The sequence below is a fragment of the Rhizobium sp. LEGMi-198b genome (assembly GCF_054114205.1).
In genome coordinates this window covers 119,605-138,700 of the sequence record NZ_JBSYVH010000009.1, presented here as the reverse complement: position 1 = coordinate 138,700, position 19,096 = coordinate 119,605, and the positions used below count along the sequence as shown (strand labels likewise).

The following is a 19,096-nucleotide window of genomic DNA, read 5'->3' as shown; positions in this document are numbered from 1 at the left end:
TGTGCGTGTCGTTATCGCAAAACCGCTGCACACTTTTGCGCGACATGCACTAGCCGATCAATGGAGGAGAGAATGACCACTGCAGGCACGATCCGAACCGGCATTGGCGGCTGGACCTTTGAGCCCTGGCGCGGGACATTTTATCCCGACACGCTCAAGCAGAAGGATGAGCTCAATTTCGCCAGCCGCAAGCTGAAGGTGATCGAGGTCAACGGCACTTATTACAGCACGCAGAAGCCGGAAGTTTTTGCGAAATGGGCTGCCGATGTGCCGGATGGGTTCATCTTCTCTCTCAAGGCGACACGTTTCGTCACCAACCGGCGCGTGCTCTCCGAAGCGGGCGAGTCGATGCAGCGCTTCCTCGACTCCGGCATCAGCGAACTGGGCGATCATCTTGGGCCGCTGCTTTGGCAATTCGCGCCGACGAAGAAATTCGATCCGGATGACTTCGAGGCATTCCTGAAGTTGCTGCCGGATAAACAGGACGGCTTGGCGCTGAAACACGTGGTCGAGGTCAGGCATGACTCGTTCAAGGTGCCGGAATTCATCGCTCTGCTCGCCAAATACAATGTCGCGCCGGTTTGCGCCGAGCATTTCGAATATCCGATGATCGCCGATGTGACCGCCGATTTCGTCTATGCCCGCCTGCAGAAGGGTTCCGACGATATCAAGACCTGCTATCCGCCCAAGGAATTGAAGGCCTGGGCGAAGCGGTTAGAAACGTGGGCCGAGGGCAAGATACCCGATGACCTGCCGTTGATCGACGAGACCCGCAAGGTCAAGGCTGAGCCCCGCGACGTCTTTGCCTTCATGATCCATGAGGGCAAGGTCAATGCTCCGCATGGCGCGATCGCGCTGCAGGAGGAAGTGGCGAAGTAGTTATTCTCAAAAGGGAGCAACATGGGCGACGAGGTCTTCGGCCGTTAGGCCTTTTCCCGCGCGCTGCCCGGCGAGGCCATGCAGCCAAACGCCGGCCGCCGCCGCTTCGAACGCAGATGCCCCCTGCGCCAGAAGTCCGCCGATGATGCCGGCGAGCACGTCGCCGGAGCCGGCTGTGGCAAGCCATGACGGCGCGTTGGCGTTGATCAAGGCCCGGCCGTCGGGAGCGGCAATGACGCTGTCGGCGCCTTTATAGATGATGGCGGCATGAGCGCGCGCCGCCGCTGCCCTCGCCTTCTCGACCTTGCTCAACGCCTCATCGGCGGCGATATCGGGAAATAAGCGCGCGAACTCCCCCTCATGCGGCGTCAACACCAGCCGCGTCGGGCCATTGGCGAAAGCATCGAACAAGCGTTGGGGTTCATCGCGAAACGACGTGATGCCATCGGCATCCAGGACCAGATGGCGGTCACTCACGGCCAATGCGAATTGCCTGGCTTTCTCGCCGGCGCCGAAGCCAGGGCCGAGGACGAACGTCGAGAGGCGCTGGTCGGTGAGCCAAGCGCGTAACGCAGCTTCATCGTCGACCCCGTGCAGCATGATTGCCGTCAACAGTCCCGCGTTGACCATCAACGCCTGTTCCGGGGAGGCGATGGTGACGAGCCCTGCCCCCGCCTTAAGCCCCGCCATGGCCGACATGCGCGCTGCGCCCGTAGCGGTCGCTCCGCCGGAAAAGACCACCAGATGGCCACGCTTGTATTTGTGGATATCCGTGGCAGCCGCCGGCAGGTCGGCCTGCCATTGCGCCGGCGTGTTTTCCGCGATCAGGCCGTTCGCATGGGCACGGACAATGCGCGCGGGAATGCCGATGTCGAAAACTTCCAGCACGCCACAAAGATCGCGCCCCGGTATCAGCAGGTGGCCGGGCTTACGGGTCATAAACGTGACCGTACGCACGGCGCGAAAAGCGGCACCCAGCACCTGGCCGCTGCGACCATCGAGACCGGAGGGCAAGTCGACCGCGATGACGGGAATATGAGCCTCAGCAATCTCTGCGATGATCGCCGCTACCTCATCGGGGACGGGACGGGAGAGGCCGGCGCCGAAAATGGCGTCGATGACGACGTCTCCCGGGCGCGGCGAATAGCGCCCGAGTGTCTCGCCACCAACCGGACACTCCCCAAAGGCCCGGGCAGCGTCGCCTTTCAGCGTTTTGGGATCGCCGAGGTGAAAGAGTTGGACCTCCACGCCGGTTTGCCGCAGGGCACGCGCCGCGACGTAACCGTCGCCGCCATTGTTGCCGGGGCCGCAGAGCACGATAAATCGCAATGTCTCGGGGAAATGCCGCAGGGTGCTCGCGGCCACCGCCTGGCCTGCTCTTTCCATAAGTCCGTAGGAGTCGATGCCAGACGCGGCGGCCGCTCGATCGACGGCGGCCATATCCTCGGGTGAAAGAAGCAGATCGGCGAGCGGTGACATCATGATGGCCATCATTGAATGCGAAACCTGCCTGAAAAACAACCATGATTTCGAGGCACCATTTGCTCAACCAGAATGCATTTGCATAATAATTACGCAAACGCACTCAAAATGCGCTTGAAGTACAATTGTGAGAAATACAGCACTTTTTTGCAAAATTTTGCTTCATCTCACGCGTTTCGGTGCGAAAACGCTTCCATTTTTCCGAAAAATCCTCATCAATCCGGGGTCTCGGCGCCAATTCGCCGAGATTTTTTACGGCAGGCCTCTGTGAACTGGCATGATACGTGCATCAGGTTGGGCAAGCGGGGAATGGTCCTGCTGTAACGGGAGAAGCGGAGAGACATTTTCTCATGAAAAAGATCGAAGCGATCATTAAGCCTTTCAAGCTGGACGAAGTGAAGGAAGCCCTTCAAGAAGTCGGTCTGCAAGGCATCACTGTCACGGAAGCGAAGGGCTTCGGTCGTCAGAAAGGCCACACGGAGCTTTACCGTGGCGCCGAATACGTCGTCGACTTCCTGCCTAAGGTGAAGGTCGAAGTCGTATTGGCGGACGAGAATGCGGAAGCGGTGATCGACGCCATCCGCAAGGCTGCGCAGACCGGCCGGATCGGCGACGGAAAGATTTTCGTCTCCAATGTGGAAGAGGTCATTCGAATCCGCACCGGAGAAACAGGTATAGACGCCATCTAACCGCCCGGCTGTTGCGGCCAGGCTCGTAATCGTCATCTAAGTCAAGGGAAGTAATTTTAATGACGACCGCAAGCGAAATTCTCAAACAAATCAAGGATAACGACGTCAAGTTCGTTGACCTGCGGTTCACGGATCCCAAGGGCAAGCTGCAGCATGTCACGATGGACGTCGTCTGCGTCGACGAGGACATGTTCGCCGACGGCGTGATGTTCGACGGCTCCTCGATTGGGGGTTGGAAGGCCATCAACGAATCCGACATGGTGCTGATGCCCGATACCGAAACGGTTCACATGGATCCGTTCTTCGCGCAATCCACCATGGTCATCCTCTGCGACATTCTCGATCCGGTCTCTGGCGAAGCCTACAACCGCGATCCGCGCGGCACCGCAAAGAAGGCCGAAGCCTACCTCAAGGCATCCGGCATCGGCGACACGGCCTTCTTCGGTCCGGAAGCCGAATTCTTCGTCTTCGACGACGTCAAGTACAAGGCCGATCCGTACAACACCGGCTTCAAGCTCGACTCCAGCGAATTGCCGTCCAACGACGACACCGATTATGAAACCGGCAACCTCGGCCACCGTCCGCGCGTCAAGGGCGGCTACTTCCCGGTTCCGCCGGTCGACAGTGCCCAGGACATGCGTTCGGAAATGCTGACGGTTCTCGCCGAGATGGGCGTCGTCGTCGAAAAGCATCACCACGAGGTCGCGGCCGCTCAGCACGAACTTGGCATCAAGTTCGACACGCTGGTGCGCAACGCCGACAAGATGCAGATCTACAAGTACGTGGTTCACCAGGTCGCCAATGCCTACGGCAAGACGGCAACCTTCATGCCGAAGCCGATCTTCGGCGACAACGGCTCGGGCATGCACGTTCACCAGTCGATCTGGAAGGGCGGCAAGCCGACCTTCGCGGGCGATGAATATGCAGGCCTCTCCGAGAGCTGCCTCTACTACATCGGCGGCATCATCAAGCATGCCAAGGCGATCAACGCCTTCACCAACCCGTCGACGAACTCTTACAAGCGTCTCGTGCCGGGCTATGAGGCTCCGGTTCTGCTCGCCTATTCGGCCCGCAACCGCTCCGCCTCCTGCCGCATCCCGTTCGGCTCCAACCCCAAGGCAAAGCGCGTCGAAGTCCGCTTCCCCGACCCGACCGCCAACCCCTATCTCGCCTTTGCCGCCATGCTGATGGCCGGCCTCGACGGCATCAAGAACAAGATCCATCCGGGCAAGGCCATGGACAAGGACCTGTACGACCTGCCGCCGAAGGAGCTGAAGAAGATCCCGACGGTCTGCGGCTCGCTGCGCGAAGCGCTCGAAAGCCTGGACAAGGACCGCAAGTTCCTGACCGCCGGCGGCGTCTTTGACGACGACCAGATCGATGCCTTCATCGAACTGAAGATGCAGGAAGTCATGCGCTTCGAAATGACCCCGCATCCGGTCGAATACGACATGTATTACTCGGCATAAGAACCGAGGCGAAAGCCTCGGTCAGCCGGGGCTTTTGCTTGCTGGCAAGCGTGAGGCAGACGTATTTTCGGTCACGGCTGCCTTGCTGGACATTACAATTCGTGTATCGCGCAATCGAACAATGTAGGGCGAACAGCGTTGTTCGAATGTGACAACTGAATGAAGGAATCGGGGCAGAATCCTTGATATCGGCGGTGGAATTCACCACATGATTGCTTGAAAGGAAGTCGCGCCATGAAAGAACGCTACGCAAAATTCAACATAGGCGACGTGGTTCGGCACCGGATGTTTCCCTTCCGCGGTGTCATCTTCGACGTCGACCCGGAATTCGCCAATACTGAAGAATGGTGGAATTCCATTCCGGCAGAAGTGCGGCCCAGCAAGGACCAGCCCTTCTACCACCTTCTCGCCGAAAACGACGAGACGGAATATGTCGCATACGTGTCCGAGCAGAACCTGATCAGCGACGAGAGCGGTGTCCCGCTTCGTAACCCGCAGATTGCTCAGATCTTCGATAAAGCGCCTACAGGCGAGTTCAAGCCCAAGATGAGCTTCGCCCACTAAGCGTCAATTTCATGCAAGTTTTCGAAGGGAAGACGCTCCCAACGTCTTCCCTTTCGTTTTGAGCGGATGCCCGCTGCCGCCACCGGCCATGCTCAAAGCTGCTTCGACAGGAAGATTCTGCTTGTTCCGGGCGGCTGACAGGCAATTTCGCCAAAGCGCTGCCAGCCATTGCGCTCATAGAACGCCGGCGCCTGGAAGCTAATCGTGTACAGCACGGCCGCTGTGCAGCCTCGTCGCCTTCCCTCCTCCTCGAATGCCCGAAGAATCTCCGTTCCGAGTCCCACGCCTCGATGGTCAGGCGGCAGGTAGAACAGCTCAAGAAAAAGAAGACCGAGGGACGACCTGCCGGTCGCACCACCCAAAACCGCTCCGCTCGAGGGTTCCTTTGCCACAACCGCAATTGCCTGCCGATCGGCATAGCCGGCTGCATCATCGTTGAAGGCGCTCAAGCCTCTGCCGATTACTTCCGTCATTTCGACAGTCACAATGTCAGTTACGACCACTTGCGGCCTCGGCATCGCGAATCCCTCAAATGTTTCATGTAGCGGCACAGTGCGCCAAGCTGGAATGTTCCTTGGCTTGGCAAATAAAAAACCGCTCGCAACGATCAGTTGCAAGCGGTTTTTGATCTTGATCGGGAATCGCTTCCCGGATTGCAGCGAGGCGACACAGGCGGGATCAGCGACTCGCCAATCCCCTGCGCTGCGGCTTACTGCTGCTTTGCGGCCTTCTGAGCGTCTTCCAGCTTCTTGCGGGCTTCTTCGGCCTTCTTCTGCATGCTGTCCTGCAGGCTCTTCTGGCTTTCGGCCAGCTTCGAGTCGGAGATCGCTGCGCCGTCATAGGCAGCGCCGAAGCCGTCGAGCGAGATCTTGATCGGGTTCGGAGCGCGACGGAAGTTGATCGAGGTGAAGGTCACGTCGGTGCCCTTCTTCAGGGCCGCGATCATGGCGTCGGTCAGCGGGACTTCGGCCGTGCACTTGTCCGGAAGGCAGACGGCATAGTCGATCTTCTGGCCCTTGCCGCCGTCGACCTGCATGGTGATGCCCGGAGCGATCAGACGTGCGGTCGGAACGGAGATCTGCAGGATCTTGCGGTTGACCTTGCCGTCGACCGAGATGAGGCCGACTGCGGTCACCAACTGGCCGTTGTTGGCCATGATCAGGTTCTGAACGATACAGATATCGGCGTCGTCCTGCTTGGTGCAGGTCTTGTACCAGCCGAGGCGCGGCTGGTTGGCGTTGGCGCCACCGTCAGCGGGAGCTGCATCCGAGGCATCCTGAGCGAAAGCAGCAGCCGGAAGCGCTGCACCGATCATGAGAGCCAGAGCAGAGAGTCCTGCCCGCATTTTGTTGTCAGTCTTGAACGTCATAGCGAAACCGCCTCCTGAAATCCGATGCGGGACGACAGCCTGCCGCCCCATGCCAATCGGGTCAAACCGCCGTCCACCTGTCGAAAGATTAAGGCAAATGCATGACCCGGGAAACCCGGCACTCCTGTTACATCGCACGGGCGCGGATATCCAGCTTTTCTTTGGTCTTTTCTGTCAAGATCCAAGAATTCCGGTGGGCGCGTGTTGGATTCGGCACTCTCATGATAAGGTTCCGCAGAATCATGCCCCTTACCGGAAAGGATGCCATGCAAGCGCTCCGGATCGCTATTTTCCTGTTCTTCTCAGCATTCTGCAGTGCGGCGGCCGCCGAGCCGCTCTATGGCATCGCGATGCATGGAGATCCTGCCTTGCCGGCGGATTATACGCATTTTCCCTACGTCAATCCGAATGTAAAAAAGGGCGGCCATATCAACTATGGCGTCGTCGGCACCTTCGACAATCTCAATCCTTTCATTCTTAAGAGCATGCGCACGACTGCGCGGGGCATGTGGGATCCGGATTTCGGCAATCTCATCTACGAAACGCTGATGCAGCGCTCGCGCGACGAACCCTTCACGCTCTACGGTCTGCTGGCCCAAACGGTCGAATGGGACGACAGCCGCAGCTATATTCAGTTCAACCTCAATCCGAACGCCAAATGGTCGGACGGGCAGCCGGTGACGCCCGAGGACGTGATTTTCACTTTCCAACTGCTGCACGACAAGGGTCGCGTGCCGTTTTCGTCTACGCTCGATACGGTTGCCAAGATCGAGAAAGTCGGCGACCACAGCGTCCTGATCCGCTTCAACGGCAAGGCAAATCGCGAAACGCCGCTGATCATCGCCTTCTCGCTGCCGATCCTGCCGAAGCACGCGACAGACCCTGACAGTTTCGACCGGACGACGCTCAGCATCCCGATCGGCTCCGGCCCTTACAGGGTCAAGAGCATTGATCCCGGTCAACGCATCGTCTTTGAGCGCAATCCCGATTATTGGGGCAAGGATATTCCGTCGAAGGTTGGCGTCGACAATTACGACGAGATCGCCGTCAATTATTTCCTGCAGGAGACCACGCTGTTCGAAGCCTTCAAGAAAGGCGATATCGACATCTATCCTGACGGCAGTCCGGGCCATTGGCAGGCGGCCTATGATTTCCCGGCCGTGACTTCAGGCGCTGTCATCAAGGACGTCTTCAGGCCGAAGCTGCCAAGCGGCATGTTCGGCTTCGTCTTCAATACGCGGCGGCCGATTTTTGCCAACAAGAAGGTTCGGCAGGGACTGACGCTCGCCTTCGACTTCGAATGGGTGAATCGGAACCTTTCCTCGAGCGCCTATACGCGCAGCGAAAGCTACTGGCAAAACTCCGACCTCTCGTCGTTCGGTGTGCCCGCGGATGCGCATGAACTCGCCATGCTCGGCCCGATCAAGGATCGCATCGATCGCGATGTGCTTGATGGCACCTACAAGCTGCCCGTCAGCGACGGTTCCGGCCGCGACCGGGCTATCCTGCGCAAGGCCGTAAATCTGCTCAAGGAAGGCGGCTACACGATCCGGGGCGAAAAGATGGTCGACAGCGCCGGGCGCCAGCTCAGCTTCGAGATCATGACGCAGAACGCCGACCAGGAGCGCATCGCGATCGCCTACCGTCGGTCGCTGGCGCTGCTTGGCATCGCGGTCACGATCCGCACGGTCGATGATTCGCAGTATCAGCGTCGTACGATCAGCTACGACTATGACATGATCATCAAGTCCTATCCCTCGTCGCTATCGCCGGGCACCGAACAGCTCGGGCGCTGGAGCTCGACCGCCGCCAAGACCGAAGGCAGCTTCAATTTCGCAGGGGTCGCCGACCCGGATGTCGATACGCTGATGTCGCACTTCCTGACAGCCCACTCGGCCGAGGATTTCCGCGATGCCGTGCGCTCGTTCGACCGCATCCTGATCTCGGGCTATTACCTCGTGCCGCTCTACCATATCGACCAGCAATGGGTGGCGCGGCGCAGCCGCATCGCCCATCCCGATGTCCTGCCGCTCTATGGCTATCAGTTGCCCGTCTGGTGGGATGCGTCGGTGCAATAAAACGCCTTTGCCGGCAGATGTTTACCCGGTTCCTTTTCGGTAGCCGGTTGAAGCTGCCAGCCAACCGGCCTAGATGGGACCTTGAAGCCCCATAGAGCGGAAGGATTGAGCCATGGAACGCATCACGATCGATATCGTCTCGGACGTCGTTTGTCCGTGGTGCTATCTCGGCAAGGCCCGGCTGGAGCTGGCAATCGCCGAAGTGCAGGACGAAGTGGGCGTCGATATCAACTGGCGACCGTATCGCCTCAATCCCGACTATCCGCCCGAAGGCGTCGACCAGAAGAAGGCGCTTGAGCAGAAGCTTGGCGGCGCGGAGCGTGTCGCGCAGGGGCACAAGATGTTGACCGATCTCGGCCGGGAGGTGGGCATCAACTTCGATTTCGAAGCCATCAAGATCGGCCCAAACACGCTCGACGCACATCGCCTCATCCAATGGGCGGGGACGGAGGACCGCGAGAAGCAGGAGAAGGTGGTCAACGCCCTGTTCAAGGCCAATTTCGAGGAAGGCCGCAATGTCGGCGATCACACGGTACTGCTGGATATTGCCGAAAAGGCTGGCCTCGACCGCTCCGTCATCGCAACACTGCTCTCCTCCAACGCCGACCGCGATCTTATCATCGGCGAAATCGACGCCGCCCAGAAGATCGGCGTCACCGGCGTCCCCTTCTTCATCTTCGATCAGCAATATGCCGTGAGCGGCGCGCAGACGCCGGATGTGCTGGTTGGGGCGCTGCGCGATATCGCCAAGATGAAGGCCGAGGCGCGGGCTGGGATGAACTGAGGGAAGATTGGGGCTTTGGCGTTGGGCGGTGGATGTCGTCGGCGATGTCCAGGCCAAATTGGCGCAGGCCGCTTCCGGCTGTTGCAGCATGCGCAAAAGCCTCTATTTTGCGTCCTCAATTTAGCCGCCGGATTTGGATGATGAGCGCTTATGCCCGCCCCGATTTAAGCGATATAAAGCTAGGCGACTGGGTGGATCGCCGTTTGCCTTCGGCATTGAGACCCTATACGCGGCTCGCACGGCTGGATCGCCCGGTCGGCATATGGCTCACTCTTTTCCCGTGCTGGGCCGCGCTTATCCAAGCCTCGCAAGGCTTTCCGGACCTTCGGCATCTGTTCATCTTCTCGCTCGGCGCATTGCTGATGAGGAGCGCAGGCTCCACGGTCAACGACATTGCGGATCGGAAGTTCGACGGCCATGTGGAACGGACCCGCTTTCGACCTTTGGCGAGCGGGCAGATCGGCGTGCCACAGGCGCTCATGTTTCTTGTAGCGGAACTCGCATTGGCGGCTTCGCTTCTGTTCTTCCTGACACCCTATACACGCCTCGTCGCAATCTGCGTTTTGCCGCTTGTCTTTGTCTATCCACTCTGCAAGCGCTTCACATATTGGCCTCAGGCCGTTCTTGGCGCGGCATTCAATTGGGGAATGCTGATGGCGTGGTCGGAGGTCATCGGCAAGATCCCGGCCGGTGCGCTTCTGATGTGGCTCGGAGCTATCGCCTGGCAGATCGGATACGATACCGTTTATGCCTATGTCGATGTTCGCGACGATAGGCGACTAGGTTTGAAATCGACCGCAATCCTGTTTGGTAAGCACGGCAAGGCGTGTATCGGCTTGTTCTACGCCATGACCGTTGCAGCATGGTCGGTTGGTGGATGGATGGTCGGCATGTCATTACCCTACGTCATCGGGATGCTTGTCATCGCCGCACATCTCTGCTGGCAGACCTGGCGCCTCGATCTTTCGCGCCCCGAGGTGAATTACCGACTGTTTCTGGCGAACATTCTTACAGGCGTATTGCTGGCTGCAGCGGCCTTCGCCGGAACGCTATAATAAGCCAACCATAAAGAGAGTTGGCGTTCAACAGGCGTCTATTGTAGGCTGCGGATCGCAATTGGCGGACCGCTGAGACTTACATGTTTCGAGGCTGCGCTAGAAGGAAAAACGCGGGATTTTCGGCACCAGATCGGGAGACAACCGGATATGTCGTCGATAACCTCTGTCAATGACAAGCAATATGCGGATAGCAGAAAGCTGGCTGCGCGCGGCCGGCTGAACAGCGAATATACCGTTGCAGAAATCGGCTGGTTTCCGTGGGTCGCCCAGCAGCTTCCGTTGAAATCCGGAGATCGCATTCTCGATATAGGCTGCGGCCCCGCTTGGTTCTGGGTGGCAACGGTCGCGTCACTACCGGCAAATCTGGACCTGACGCTTGCCGATCTTTCTCCCGGCATGATTCAAGAAGCCATGGAGCGATGCAGGGCATTGCCCTTTGCCGGCGTCACTGGTGAGCGGGCCGATGCTGCGGCCCTGCCCTTTGCGGATGGCTCCTTTGATGCCGTCATCGCGATGCATATGTTCTATCACCTGCCGGACCCTTTCAAAGCCATCGCGGAAATGCATCGCGTGCTGAAGCCGGGCGGCTTCCTCGCAGTGACGACCAACGGAGCCGGCAACATGCGCAAGATGTACGAGCTGACCACCGTATTCGGCAGCCCGCCCTATGACCCCGCCGGCGCGGCCTTCGGCTACGATGCCGCTGAACGGCTCATGCAGAGCCAATTCGGAAATGTCAGGATGACCGAGCATCCGGCTCGCCTTCGCGTGACGGAGCCGGAAGACGTGTACCGCGCCCTCACCTCCTATCCTCCCGGCGATGAGGCCGACGAGGCGCAGCTTGCCGAATTTCGCAAGGCAATTGCCGAGGCGTTCGAGGCTGGTAACGGCGTGCTTGAAACCGAGAAGGAAACGGGGCTCTTCATCAGCCGCAAAGGCGACTGATGAGCCTCCCGTCTACTTCGCCAATTCCGCCAACTGCGTCATAACCACAGCCGCGCCCTGCAGCCGCTTTTCCGGCGTCGGAAGATCTCGCGTCAGGAATACGCTCTGGTCGGGGCGGATTTTCGCCATCGTGCCCTGCTTGGCGATATAGCCGACGAGGTTGGCGGGGTTCGGGAATTCCTTGTTGCGGAATTGCACGACCACACCCTTCGGGCCGGCGTCGAGTTTTTCGACATTGGCGACGCGGCAGAGTGACTTGATATAGACGATCTTCAGAAGATGCTGCACTTCGATGGGCATCGGGCCGAAGCGGTCGATCATTTCGGCACCGAAACTGTCGATCTCCTTGATCTCGGTGATCTCGCCGAGACGGCGATAGAGCGCCATGCGCAGGTGCAGGTCCGGCACGTAATCGTCGGGGATCATGACGGGCGCGCCGACGGAAATCTGTGGCGACCAACCGGTATCCTGGATCTCGTCGATGCCCTTGACCTCGGCGACAGCCTCTTCGAGCATCTGCTGATAAAGCTCGAAGCCCACTTCCTTGATATGACCGGACTGTTCCTCGCCCAGCAGATTGCCGGCGCCGCGGATATCGAGGTCGTGGCTTGCAAGCTGGAAGCCGGCGCCGAGCGTATCGAGCGACTGCAGCACCTTCAGGCGGCGCTCCGCCGTCGTCGTCAGCACCTTGTTGACCGGCAGGGTGAACAGGGCGAAGGCGCGCACTTTCGACCGGCCGACGCGGCCACGCAACTGATAGAGCTGCGCTAGGCCGAACATGTCGGCGCGGTGGACGATCAGCGTATTGGCCGTTGGCACGTCGAGACCGGATTCGACGATGGTCGTCGAGAGCAGCACGTCATAGCGCCCTTCATAGAACGCGTTCATAATGTCTTCGAGCTCACCGGCAGGCATCTGGCCATGGGCGACGGCCACTTTCAGCTCCGGCACATCGGACTGCAGGAAGGCGTGGATGTCGGCGAGATCGGCCAGACGCGGGCAGACATAGAAGCTCTGGCCGCCGCGATAGTGCTCGCGCATCAGCGTTTCGCGGATGACTAGCGAATCGAAGGGCGAGATGAAGGTGCGCACCGCCATACGGTCGACCGGCGGCGTAGTGATCAGCGACAGTTCGCGCACGCCCGTCATGGCAAGCTGCAGCGTGCGCGGAATCGGCGTTGCCGACAGCGTCAGCACATGCACGTCGCTCTTCAGCTCCTTCAGGCGCTCCTTATGCTTGACGCCGAAGTGCTGTTCTTCGTCGATGACCAGCAGGCCTAGATTGGCGAATTGGATGCCGGCGCCGAGCAGCGCATGCGTGCCGACGACAATATCGGTCTTGCCGTCGGCCACTTCCTTCTTGGTCAGTGCCAGATCCTTGGCGCCAACGAGGCGCGAAGCCTGCTGCACACGGATCGGCAAACCGCGGAAACGCTCGGAGAAGGTCTTGAAATGCTGACGGGCAAGCAGCGTCGTCGGCACGACGACGGCGACCTGCACGCCGTTCATGGCGGCCACGAAGGCGGCGCGCAGGGCCACTTCCGTCTTGCCGAAACCAACGTCGCCGCAGACGAGGCGATCCATCGGGCGGCCGGCGCCGAGATCGTCGCGCACCGCATCGATGGCGTTCATCTGGTCTTCGGTCTCGTCGTAGGGGAAGCGCGCGGCGAACTCGTCATAGAGCCCTTCCGGCGAGGTCAGCACCGGCGCATGCCGCGTCAGCCGTTCTGCCGCGACGCGGATCAGGGCGCCCGCCATATCCAGCAGGCGCTTCTTGAGCTTGGCCTTGCGCATCTGCCAGGCGCCGCCGCCAAGCTTGTCGAGCTGCGCCTCGGTGCCCTCGCCGCCGTAGCGCGACAGGAGATCGATGTTTTCGACCGGCAGGAACAGCTTGGCCTCGTCCGCATACTGTAGCTCAAGACAGGCATGCGGCGCGCCGGCGGCCTCGATGGTGCGCAGACCGACGAAACGGCCGATGCCGTGCTCGGCGTGAACGACGATCGAGCCCTCGTCGAGACCGGCCACTTCGGAGATGAAATCGGCGGCGCGCTTGCGGCGCTTGGAGCGGCGCACCATGCGGTCGCCGAGAATGTCCTGCTCGCCGATGACGATGAGATCGCCAGCCTCGAAGCCTGCTTCCAGGCTCAGCACGGCCGCAGCCGCCTCGCCTTTCGCCAGGGTGTTGAGGTCCTTGAAAGCCTCGATTGTCTTGACGCGAGCCAGCCCGTGTTCGGCCAACACCTGCAACAGGCGATCGAGCGAACCTTCGGTCCAGGCTGAAATCAGCACCTTGCCGCCCGCAGCCCGCTTGTCGGCAATATGCTTGACGACGGCATCGAAGACGTTGACGCGCTCGCTGTCGGCACTCTCGGTCGCGGACCGCGCCCAGCGAGACCCCTGCCGGGCGTCGACGCTGACGACGCGGCGGGCCTCGCCTTCGTGTTCATTGAAAGGCGAGATGCGCATGGCATCGAAGGCATCGAGCGCCTTGGCGAAGGTGCCGCCGTCAAGATAGAGCTGGCCGGGCGTTACGGGCTTGTAGGGCGTACCCTGCGACATCTGCCCCTTGGCCGCCTGTCCGGAATTCAGACGGGCATCGTAATAGTCGAAAACGAGTTTGGAGCGCTCCTCGGCGGCTTCGCGCACTGTATGGTCGGTGACGAGCCGGAAGCCACGGAGATAATCGAAAACCGTCTCCAGCTTCTCGTAGAACAGCGGTAGCCAGTGTTCCATGCCGGCATAGCGGCGGCCTTCCGAGACGGCGACATAGAGCGCGTCGTCGCGTGTCGCGGCGCCGAAGGCGGAAAGGTAGTTCTTGCGGAAGCGGCTGATCGTATCCGGCGTCAGCGTTACCTCGCTCATCGGATTGAGATCGAGGGAGCGGATCTGGCCGGTGGTGCGCTGGCTGGCGGGATCGAAGCTACGGATGCTTTCCAGCGTGTCGCCAAAGAAATCGAGGCGCACCGGCTCTTCCGTGCCCGGCACGAAGACATCGAGGATACCACCACGCACGGCATATTCGCCGACTTCGCGCACGGTCGCAACGCGATCGAAGCCATTGCGCTCCAGACGGCTAGCGATGTCGTCCATGCGCACCTGATTGCCCGGCCGGGCCGAGAAGGCCAGGCTTTCGATCACATCCTGCGGCGCGACCTTCTGCAGCATAGCATTGACCGTCACCAGGACGATCGCCGCATGCGGCTTGTGATGGTGGGCGATCAGGCCGGAGAGCGCCGCCAGACGGCGGGCCGACGTATCGGAACTCGGCGAGACGCGGTCATAGGGAAGGCAGTCCCAGGCGGGCAGCGTCAATACCGGAATTTCGGGCGCGATGAAGCCGAGCATCTGTTCGACATCGGCCATGTGCTGGCCGTCGGACATGACATAGGCAACCGGTTGGCCGGTTCTCGCCAGTTCAGCCAGCAGGAAAGGCTCCAGGCCGGCGGGAACGTGGCCGATCGTCAGCGGCTCGCTTGCCGCGATCAGTTTCTTCGCGTCGAAACCAGGGATCATCTGGTTATCCCAAGCTTTTCGGCGATCTGCTCGAAATCGGGCTTATAGGCGGCAAGGCGCATGAACAGCGGCGTCCGTAGATGCTCCGGTACCGGCTGCGTTCCGAGTATCCATTTGACAAGATCGTTATCTTCCTCGGCCATGATGCGCTCAAGTTCATCGAGATCGGCCTCGGCAAGCCCGGGCAATTCGTTGTCGGCGAACTGACCGAACACAAGATCCATCTCGCGGATACCGCGATGCCAACAGCGAAACAGAATGCGCCGGCGGCGGGGATCGAGATCGGCACTGCTGAGAGTCAGCCCAGTCATCAAAAACACCTTTATGTTGATGCGTCTCTATAAAACCAGCCTTGAAAGGTGGGAACCGGTTTTTCGGAAAAAAGCATGCGGCGTGCAATTTTCCGGGGAGTGTGCGCCTCGAAAAGGCCAGCATGACCGTCAGGCCTTGCCAAGCCACTCTCCTCGTCGCATTTTGCCGGCCATGCGTCCCGCCGTGCTCGATCCACTCTTTGCTTCTGTCTCTTCGCTGCCCGGCGTCGGGCCGAAGCTTGCCGAACTGCTGGTGAAGCTGCTCGATCGGGAGAGCATAGACGACTGCCGCGTCATCGATCTGCTCTTCCATGCACCGCATTCCATCATCGACCGGCGCGAGCAGCCGGGCATTGCTCGCGCGCCCCAGGGCACGATCGTCACCATCACCGGCCGCGTCGACCGCCATCAGCCGCCGCCGAATCCACGCAGCAATGTGCCCTATCGCGTCTTCCTGCATGACGAAACCGGCGAACTCGGTCTGGTGTTCTTCCGGGGCAAGGCGCAATGGCTGGAAAAGCAACTGCCGATCGATGAGGTGGTGACCGTCAGCGGCAAGGTCGACTGGTTCAACGGCCGCCCGTCGATGGTGCATCCGGACTATATCATGCGCGAAAGCGAGGCGGAGAACCTGCCGCTTGTCGAGCCGGTCTATCCCCTGACGGCCGGGCTCTCGCCGAAATTCCTGCGCAAGACCATCGAAGCGGCGATGACGCGCATGCCGCAACTGCCGGAATGGGACGATGCGGCGCTCACGCAGAAGCAGGGCTTCCCCTCCATCTCAGACAGCTTTCACATGCTGCACGCGCCGCGGGATGCCGCCGATATCGACCCGCAGGCGCCTGCCCGCCGCAGGCTTGCCTATGACGAATTCCTGGCCGGGCAATTGTCGCTGTCGCTGGTGCGTCAGCGTCTGCGCAAGGTTGCAGGGCAACCCGTGCGTCCTACAGGAGCAATCAGCCGGAACATATTGGAATCCCTTCCCTTTTCGATGACAAACAGTCAGAGGGAGGCCGTCGCCGATATTCTCAAGGACATGGCCGGAACGGAGCGCATGCTGCGGCTTCTGCAGGGTGATGTCGGTGCGGGCAAGACGCTGGTGGCGCTGATGGCGATTGCCGCCGTCATCGAAAGCGGTGGCCAGGCCGTGTTGATGGCGCCGACCGAAATTTTGGCGCGGCAACATCATGCGACGATCTCGAAATTCGCGGCCGGTGCCAATCTCTCCGTCGAAGTGCTGACCGGGCGCACCAAGGGCCGCGAGCGCGACGCCATCCTGGAACGTATCGCCTCCGGCGAAGCGCAGATCGTTATCGGCACGCATGCGCTGTTTCAGGACAGCGTGACCTACGCCAATCTCATGCTGGCCGTCGTCGACGAACAGCACCGCTTCGGCGTACACCAGCGCTTACGGCTTACGGCCAAGGGCATCTCGCCGCATATGCTGGTGATGACGGCAACGCCGATTCCGCGGACGCTTGTGCTCGCTGCCTTCGGCGACATGGATGTCTCCAAGCTCACGGAGAAGCCCGCCGGACGCAAGCCGATCCAGACGATCACCATTCCGACGGAACGAACCGGCGATATCGTTTCACGGCTAAAGAGCGCTTTGTCAGAAGGCAAAAAAGCCTATTGGATATGCCCACTTGTGGAGGAAACCGAAGAATCCGATTTAATGTCAGTCGAGGAGCGGCATGCAAGTTTGACTAAGGCGCTCGGACCCGGGATCGGGCTCATTCACGGCCGGATGAGCGGACCGGAAAAAGATGCAGTGATGATGGCCTTCAAGAATGGCGAGATCCGCCTGCTGGTCGCCACGACTGTCGTCGAAGTCGGCGTCGATGTGCCGGATGCGACCATCATGGTGATCGAGCATGCCGAGCGTTTCGGCCTGGCGCAGTTGCACCAGTTGCGCGGGCGCGTCGGGCGTGGCGACGAGGCGTCTACCTGCATCCTGCTCTATAAAGGCCCGCTCGGCGAAACCGGCCATGCGCGGCTCTCGATCATGCGCGACACCGAGGACGGTTTCCGCATTGCCGAGGAAGACCTGAAGCTGCGTGGCGAGGGTGAGTTGCTTGGCACGCGCCAGTCGGGCACGCCGGGCTTCCGCATCGCCAGCCTCGAAGCCCATGCCGATCTCTTGGAAATCGCTCGCAAGGACGCCGCCTATCTCATTGAGCGCGATCCGGAGCTGACGGGCGAGCGCGGCATGGCGGTGCGCACCCTGCTCTATCTTTTCCGCCGCGACGAGGCGATCCGGTTCCTTAGAGCGGGATAGACGGATGGACGCGGCAATCGCGTCCATCCAAATCGCAGGCCGTTACTTGGCCGACAGGCCGGGGATCGTCACCTGGAACACCTGGAACATGGTGTCGACATCGCCTCCGCCATCGCCCTTATAGGCCGCGCCAACCTGGAAACCGTCCTGGGTGAGGAAGTCGTTGTCATTGGCGACAAACAGGAAATAGTCATCCGGCAGCTTCGGATCCTGGACGCTGACGAGCGACATGGCCTCCCACTTTTCGGAGAGGTTGTTGCGATCGTTCGGCGCGCCATTGTGGAGACCGAAACGAGCCAGATCGGCGCTATCGTTGATATCGATGAACTGGCTGACCGCAGCCGGCTTTACCGACGGATCGAGAACGCCCTTGGGAGCGAGCGCCGTGTCGGCATCGAATTTGCTGCCGGCAATATCCGTGGCCGCCGAGACATCGACGATGTTGATGCTGCGGTAAAGCGACTTATCGCCCTTCACACCGTAACCATTGCCGCTATCGCGAGCGAGCATCAGGAAGTTTGTCGGCGACAGGGCCACGATTTCGCTCTGGGCAGCGACGAGCGTCTTGCCCTTGTCGTCCTTAAAGACCGGCAGCGGCACGACATATTCATGCACGAGCTTCAGATGCGCCAGATCAGCGGCATCGTAGATCAGCGCGCGGGTGTTCTGTCGGGTCGAGCTGGAATCGCCGCCATCCTGGCGGGTTGCCGACTGCAGCACGGCAATCAGGAACTTACCGTCCGGGGTCATCGACATGCCCTCGAGGCCCTGGTTGTTCTGGCGGCCGCTCGTCGGATCCTTCGGATCGGGAGCCGTTTCGCCCGGACCCGGATTGTTGGAAGCGAAGTTCACCGCGCCATTGCGCATCGGCAGCAGTGCAGCCGGCGGCTGGGTGGCAGACATCATTAGGCCCGTAGCGGAGAAGCGGTAGATATAGGGGCCATATTCATCGCTGATGAACATCGTGCCGTCGGACAGACGGGCGATGGCCTCGTTGTCGAGCGAGATCTTGCCGTTCGGCGCTTGAGGCAGCAGCGGCATGCTGCCTTCCGGATGGCGAGTGCCGTTAGCAGGGTCGAGACCGGTCGTATCGGCGCCCTTGTTGTCGGTCAGCAGTATGGTGTCGGCAAGCTTGGCGACGACGCCAGACTGTTCCTTGCCGGCCGGCGGTGTTGCGCCCGGAGCAACCGGCGTCAACTGGATCTCGACGGTGTTGAGGCGCGGACGAAAGTCGGTAGTGCCGACAGCATTATAGCCACGATCCGGCAGCAGCCACAGCGAACCCTTGTAGGAACCATCGGCATTGCGCACCCAGCTCTTGGTGTCGATGGACATGCCCGAACCGGAGCCGAAGGTCTCGCCGAACTTGTCGCGCTGATTGGCCGGGATGCGCCCGACGGCGACGCGGCCCTTGTTGACCAGCGTGACATTGCCGACGGTAACGGAATTATCGGCGAGGGCTGCGGCCGGCGCAGCAAAAACGAAAGTGGCGAGCGCTACGGAGAGCAGCGGCAAAGTCATTGAATGCACATTTTTCACGGCAATATCCTCCTGATGAAAAAGCCCTTTTGGCTGGAACGGCATTCACCTCCAGACCCGGCCTGAAGCCGCGTCGAACGATACGTCCGGCACTGAGCCCAGACATTCGACAATGAGATGCGCCCGATTGCCTTTCCG

At 60.4% G+C, this 19,096-nt stretch carries 15 protein-coding genes; 9 read left to right on the top strand and 6 right to left on the bottom strand.

The window, feature by feature from the left end:
• The first annotated feature begins 72 nt into the window (after positions 1 to 72).
• On the top strand, positions 73 to 879 hold the full coding sequence (locus tag ACXHXG_RS28280) for a DUF72 domain-containing protein (RefSeq protein WP_457901461.1): 807 nt from the start codon (positions 73 to 75) through the stop codon (positions 877 to 879).
• 6 nt (positions 880 to 885) lie between these two features.
• Here ACXHXG_RS28280 and ACXHXG_RS28275 read toward each other — a convergent pair whose 3' ends face one another.
• Entirely contained in the window at positions 886 to 2,361 is a 1,476-nt protein-coding gene (locus tag ACXHXG_RS28275) for an NAD(P)H-hydrate dehydratase (protein ID WP_457901460.1), read from the bottom strand.
• 350 nt (positions 2,362 to 2,711) lie between these two features.
• Here ACXHXG_RS28275 and ACXHXG_RS28270 point away from each other — a divergent pair, with 350 nt between their 5' ends.
• The 3 genes from ACXHXG_RS28270 (at position 2,712) to hspQ (ending at position 5,083) form a co-directional block, all read left to right on the top strand.
• Complete coding sequence (locus ACXHXG_RS28270; RefSeq protein WP_003539626.1) at positions 2,712 to 3,050, top strand: P-II family nitrogen regulator; 339 nt, start codon at positions 2,712 to 2,714, stop codon at positions 3,048 to 3,050.
• A 59-nt stretch (positions 3,051 to 3,109) separates the two neighbouring features.
• Entirely contained in the window at positions 3,110 to 4,519 is a 1,410-nt protein-coding gene (gene glnA / locus ACXHXG_RS28265; protein ID WP_104823053.1) for a type I glutamate--ammonia ligase, read from the top strand.
• A gap of 234 nt (positions 4,520 to 4,753) precedes the next feature.
• On the top strand, positions 4,754 to 5,083 hold the full coding sequence (gene hspQ / locus ACXHXG_RS28260; protein ID WP_104823052.1) for a heat shock protein HspQ: 330 nt from the start codon (positions 4,754 to 4,756) through the stop codon (positions 5,081 to 5,083).
• A 92-nt stretch (positions 5,084 to 5,175) separates the two neighbouring features.
• On the opposite strand, the gene ACXHXG_RS28255 is transcribed toward hspQ, so the two are convergent.
• Positions 5,176 to 5,700 carry a GNAT family N-acetyltransferase gene (locus ACXHXG_RS28255; protein WP_457901459.1) on the bottom strand — a complete coding sequence of 175 codons (525 nt, stop codon included), beginning with the start codon at positions 5,698 to 5,700 and terminating at the stop codon, positions 5,176 to 5,178.
• A gap of 92 nt (positions 5,701 to 5,792) precedes the next feature.
• A complete protein-coding gene (locus ACXHXG_RS28250; protein WP_104823051.1) occupies positions 5,793 to 6,452 on the bottom strand; it encodes an invasion associated locus B family protein in 660 nt (219 codons plus the stop codon).
• Positions 6,453 to 6,718: 266 nt separating this feature from the next.
• Here ACXHXG_RS28250 and ACXHXG_RS28245 point away from each other — a divergent pair, with 266 nt between their 5' ends.
• From ACXHXG_RS28245 to ACXHXG_RS28230, 4 genes are all read left to right on the top strand, one after another.
• Positions 6,719 to 8,530 carry an extracellular solute-binding protein gene (locus tag ACXHXG_RS28245; protein ID WP_457901458.1) on the top strand — a complete coding sequence of 604 codons (1,812 nt, stop codon included), beginning with the start codon at positions 6,719 to 6,721 and terminating at the stop codon, positions 8,528 to 8,530.
• Positions 8,531 to 8,642: 112 nt separating this feature from the next.
• Positions 8,643 to 9,314: a DsbA family oxidoreductase gene (locus ACXHXG_RS28240; RefSeq protein ID WP_457901457.1), complete on the top strand. Its 672-nt coding sequence runs from the start codon at positions 8,643 to 8,645 to the stop codon at positions 9,312 to 9,314.
• A 140-nt stretch (positions 9,315 to 9,454) separates the two neighbouring features.
• Positions 9,455 to 10,369, top strand: coding sequence for a 4-hydroxybenzoate octaprenyltransferase (gene ubiA, locus ACXHXG_RS28235; RefSeq protein WP_457901456.1), 915 nt, complete (start codon positions 9,455 to 9,457; stop codon positions 10,367 to 10,369).
• A 150-nt stretch (positions 10,370 to 10,519) separates the two neighbouring features.
• A complete protein-coding gene (locus ACXHXG_RS28230; protein ID WP_457901455.1) occupies positions 10,520 to 11,317 on the top strand; it encodes a class I SAM-dependent methyltransferase in 798 nt (265 codons plus the stop codon).
• A gap of 12 nt (positions 11,318 to 11,329) precedes the next feature.
• On the opposite strand, the gene mfd is transcribed toward ACXHXG_RS28230, so the two are convergent.
• Both mfd and ACXHXG_RS28220 read right to left on the bottom strand, forming a co-directional pair.
• Complete coding sequence (mfd, locus tag ACXHXG_RS28225) at positions 11,330 to 14,830, bottom strand: transcription-repair coupling factor (protein WP_457901454.1); 3,501 nt, start codon at positions 14,828 to 14,830, stop codon at positions 11,330 to 11,332.
• On the bottom strand, positions 14,827 to 15,141 hold the full coding sequence (locus ACXHXG_RS28220) for an FAD assembly factor SdhE (RefSeq protein WP_104823045.1): 315 nt from the start codon (positions 15,139 to 15,141) through the stop codon (positions 14,827 to 14,829). Before ACXHXG_RS28220 ends, mfd begins: the two co-directional genes overlap by 4 nt.
• A 172-nt stretch (positions 15,142 to 15,313) precedes the next feature.
• Here ACXHXG_RS28220 and recG point away from each other — a divergent pair, with 172 nt between their 5' ends.
• Complete coding sequence (recG, locus tag ACXHXG_RS28215) at positions 15,314 to 17,419, top strand: ATP-dependent DNA helicase RecG (protein WP_457901453.1); 2,106 nt, start codon at positions 15,314 to 15,316, stop codon at positions 17,417 to 17,419.
• Positions 17,420 to 17,461: 42 nt separating this feature from the next.
• On the opposite strand, the gene ACXHXG_RS28210 is transcribed toward recG, so the two are convergent.
• The gene (locus tag ACXHXG_RS28210) at positions 17,462 to 18,958 is read right to left on the bottom strand and encodes an esterase-like activity of phytase family protein (protein ID WP_457901452.1); all 1,497 of its coding nucleotides are present in this window, start codon (positions 18,956 to 18,958) and stop codon (positions 17,462 to 17,464) included.
• Positions 18,959 to 19,096: the final 138 nt, after the last annotated feature.

Coding starts and splice junctions, on each gene's coding strand:
- ACXHXG_RS28230 (WP_457901455.1), top strand. CDS start 10,520: ATGTCGTCGATAACCTCTGTCAATGACAAGCAATATGCGGATAGCAGA.
- ACXHXG_RS28245 (WP_457901458.1), top strand. CDS start 6,719: ATGCAAGCGCTCCGGATCGCTATTTTCCTGTTCTTCTCAGCATTCTGC.
- ACXHXG_RS28250 (WP_104823051.1), bottom strand. CDS start 6,452: ATGACGTTCAAGACTGACAACAAAATGCGGGCAGGACTCTCTGCTCTG.
- recG (WP_457901453.1), top strand. CDS start 15,314: ATGCGTCCCGCCGTGCTCGATCCACTCTTTGCTTCTGTCTCTTCGCTG.
- ubiA (WP_457901456.1), top strand. CDS start 9,455: ATGAGCGCTTATGCCCGCCCCGATTTAAGCGATATAAAGCTAGGCGAC.
- ACXHXG_RS28220 (WP_104823045.1), bottom strand. CDS start 15,141: ATGACTGGGCTGACTCTCAGCAGTGCCGATCTCGATCCCCGCCGCCGG.
- glnA (WP_104823053.1), top strand. CDS start 3,110: ATGACGACCGCAAGCGAAATTCTCAAACAAATCAAGGATAACGACGTC.
- ACXHXG_RS28240 (WP_457901457.1), top strand. CDS start 8,643: ATGGAACGCATCACGATCGATATCGTCTCGGACGTCGTTTGTCCGTGG.
- ACXHXG_RS28280 (WP_457901461.1), top strand. CDS start 73: ATGACCACTGCAGGCACGATCCGAACCGGCATTGGCGGCTGGACCTTT.
- hspQ (WP_104823052.1), top strand. CDS start 4,754: ATGAAAGAACGCTACGCAAAATTCAACATAGGCGACGTGGTTCGGCAC.
- ACXHXG_RS28270 (WP_003539626.1), top strand. CDS start 2,712: ATGAAAAAGATCGAAGCGATCATTAAGCCTTTCAAGCTGGACGAAGTG.
- mfd (WP_457901454.1), bottom strand. CDS start 14,830: ATGATCCCTGGTTTCGACGCGAAGAAACTGATCGCGGCAAGCGAGCCG.
- ACXHXG_RS28275 (WP_457901460.1), bottom strand. CDS start 2,361: ATGATGTCACCGCTCGCCGATCTGCTTCTTTCACCCGAGGATATGGCC.